Source organism: uncultured Aquincola sp., assembly GCF_964001545.1.
Classification (GTDB): Bacteria; Pseudomonadota; Gammaproteobacteria; order Burkholderiales; family Burkholderiaceae_C; genus Aquincola.
Window position 1 is genome coordinate 1 of record NZ_CAXFDV010000012.1, and the last position, 2903, is coordinate 2903.

Sequence of the window (2903 nt, forward strand, 5' to 3'; positions counted from 1 at the left end):
CGCGAGATGCTGGCCGAAGGCCGGGCGCCCTTTCAGCGCCATTACCCGCTGGGGCCGGCGCTGGGCCAGTGCTGCGGCGGTGCGGTGACGCTGGGCTTCGACTGGCTGGACGATGCGGTGCTGGCCGCCTGGCCCGAGCCCGAGCCGATGTTTCACCTGCAGCTGTACGGCGCCGGCCATGTGGGCCAGGCCATCGTGCGGCTGCTGGCCACGCTGGACTGCCGGGTGGACTGGATCGACGAACGCGAAGACCAGTTTCCGCCGGCCGATGTGTTCACCCCGGCGCCCGACCACATCCGCGCGGTGGCAGTGGATGGCGTGGAAGGTGAGGTGGCGCTGGCGCCACCCGGGGCGTTTTACCTGGTGCTGACGCACAGCCACGACCTGGACCTGCGCCTGACCGAAGCCATCTTGAAGCGAGGCGACTTCGGCTTCTTCGGGCTGATCGGCTCAGCCACCAAGCGGGCCCGCTTCACACATCGGCTCGAAGCCAAGGGCATCGCGCCCGACACGCTGGCCCGCATGCACTGCCCGATCGGCATCGAAGGCATCACCGGCAAGGAGCCGGAGCTGATCGCTGTGGCGGTGGTGGCGCAGCTGCTGCAGGTGGCGCAGCAGAAGTGACTCAGGTCCGCCGGGCCCCCCCAAGGACCTGAGCGGCCACCTCGGGGGGTAGCGAGCGCCAGCGAGCTTGGGGGCTCGTCAGTGCAGCCGGTCGCTGAGGCAAACGGCCGGCGGGCAGAACTCACGGCCCACCACGGCGCGGGCATACAGGTAGTTGTCGCGGGCCCGTTCGCTCATCGAGTCCAGGTTCACCTGGCCGCGCTCGTCGCACGGAAAGGTGAGTGCGCGGCCCGAGTGGAACAGCGATTCGAAGCGCAGTTCGTAAGAAGCTTCGGCGGCGGAGGTGATGCTGGCCATGGCGTGCTCCCAGGTAGGAATGGATGGCTGACTGGCTTATCGGCAAGACTAGGCGCCTGCCGAAGGCGCGGCCATGTCGTGCCGCCGCGGCAGCCTGTCGGCGTGCCGCCAGACTGCGCGTAGCAAGTTGGCCTACACGGCGTCAGCGCAAGGCGCGCGCTCCGGCGCCGCAGCGGGGATGAACAGCACCCGCGCCACCTCGGCCGGATCGGTGAGCGTGCGCACCGACTGGTAGGCCTCTTCGGCCGCCGGATGCACCCGCCGCAGGAAGTTCAGCCACTGCTTGAGCCGCCCGGCCCGGTGCCGCGCCTCCACCCGGGTGCCCACGATCTGCCAGAAGTCGGCGATGCGCGGCATCAGCGCCGACCAGGCCACCGGCTCGGTCGCGCCGCGGATGGCGAGCGCCAGGCCGGGGTCGGCCACCATGCCGCGGCCCAGCATCAAGGCATCGCAGCCCGATTCGGCCAGGCAGCGCTGTGCATCAGCCACGGTCCAAATCTCGCCATTGGCCACCACCGGCAGCTTCACCGCCTGGCGGATGTCGGCGATGCGCGCCCAATAGGCCGGCGGCCGGTAGCCCTGGGCCTTGGTGCGGCCGTGCACCACCAGTTCTTCGGCGCCGCCGGCCTCGATGGCCTGGGCGCAATCCAGCGCCAGCGCATCGTCGTCGAAGCCCAGCCGCATCTTGGCCGACACCGGCACCTCGGCCGGCACCGCGCGGCGCACCGCTTCCACGATGCGGCCCACCAGCGGCGGGTCGACCAGCAGCGCGGCGCCGCCGCCATGGCGGTTGACCACCTTGGCCGGACAGCCGAAATTGAGGTCGATGCCCGCCGGCCCCAGCGAGGCCAGGCGCGCCGCGTTGTCGGCCAGACAGGCCGGGTCGCTGCCCAGCAGCTGCGCCCGCACCGGCGTGCCGGCGCGGGTGCGGCCGCCGTTCTTCAACTCGGGCATCACCCGCACGAAGGCCTTTTCGGGCAGCAGCGTGCCGGTGACGCGGATGAACTCGGACACGCAGCGGTCGATGCCGCCCACGGCCGTGAGCGCATCGCGCAGCGCATAGTCCAGCAGGCCCTCCATCGGGGCCAACAGCAATCGGGGAGTCACGTCGGTCGGGTCAATGCGCCTGGGCGGGCGTGGCGCCCCGCAGGCGCTGCACCAGCGTGACCACGGCCAGGATGATCGCGCCGGCCACGGCACCCACGGCCATGTTGGCCAGGTTGCTGACCAGCCAGCCGGCCAGGCCGCCCAGGGGTTCGGCAAAGCCCTCGATGGTATGCGCCACGGCCGGCACGCCATGCACCAGGATGCCGCCGCCCACCAGGAACATGGCTGCCGTGCCGGCCACGCTGAGGAACTTCATCAACCAGGGCGCGGCCGCCAGGATGCCGCGGCCCAGGCTGCGCAGCCCGCTGCTGGCGCTGCGGCTGAGGGCCAAGCCGGCGTCGTCCAGCTTCACGATGCCGGCCACCAGGCCGTACACGCCCGCCGTCATCAGCAGCGCGATGCCCACCAGCACCACCACCTGCGTGGTGAAGGGCGCATCGGCCACCGTGCCCAGCGTGATGGCGATGATCTCGGCCGAGAGGATGAAGTCGGTGCGCACCGCACCCTTGACCTTGTCCTTCTCGAAGGCCACCGGGTCGATCTTCGGGTCGGCCAAGGCCTGCTGCCGCTGGGCGCGTGCCGCCTCGTCATCGGCCTTGGCATGCAGCAGCTTGTGCGCCAGCTTTTCCACGCCCTCAAAGCACAGGAAGGCGCCGCCCAGCATCAGCAGCGGCGTCACCGCCCAGGGCGCGAAGGCGCTGATCAGCAGCGCCGCCGGCACCAGGATGGCCTTGTTGAGCAGCGAGCCCTTGGCCACCGCCCACACCACCGGCAGTTCGCGGTCGGCGGTGACGCCGGTGACCTGCTGCGCATTGAGCGCCAGGTCGTCGCCCAGCACGCCGGCCGTTTTCTTGGTGGCCACCTTGGTGAGCACG

General features: G+C 71.0%; 4 protein-coding genes. 1 reads left to right on the forward strand and 3 read right to left on the reverse strand.

Going from position 1 to position 2903, the window contains the following annotated elements:
• Positions 1–624: xanthine dehydrogenase accessory protein XdhC (xdhC, locus tag ABNT58_RS00445; protein ID WP_348751548.1), on the forward strand; the 624-nt coding region annotated here is incomplete at its 5' end.
• Positions 625–702: 78 nt separating this feature from the next.
• On the opposite strand, the gene ABNT58_RS00450 is transcribed toward xdhC, so the two are convergent.
• The 3 genes from ABNT58_RS00450 to ABNT58_RS00460 form a co-directional block, all read right to left on the reverse strand.
• Entirely contained in the window at positions 703–921 is a 219-nt protein-coding gene (locus tag ABNT58_RS00450; RefSeq protein WP_348751549.1) for a hypothetical protein, read from the reverse strand.
• 132 nt (positions 922–1053) lie between these two features.
• A complete protein-coding gene (locus ABNT58_RS00455) occupies positions 1054–2001 on the reverse strand; it encodes a tRNA-dihydrouridine synthase (RefSeq protein WP_348751550.1) in 948 nt (315 codons plus the stop codon).
• Between the two features lie 37 nt (positions 2002–2038).
• Complete coding sequence (locus ABNT58_RS00460) at positions 2039–2902, reverse strand: DUF808 domain-containing protein (RefSeq protein WP_348751551.1); 864 nt, start codon at positions 2900–2902, stop codon at positions 2039–2041.
• Position 2903 lies beyond the last annotated feature (1 nt).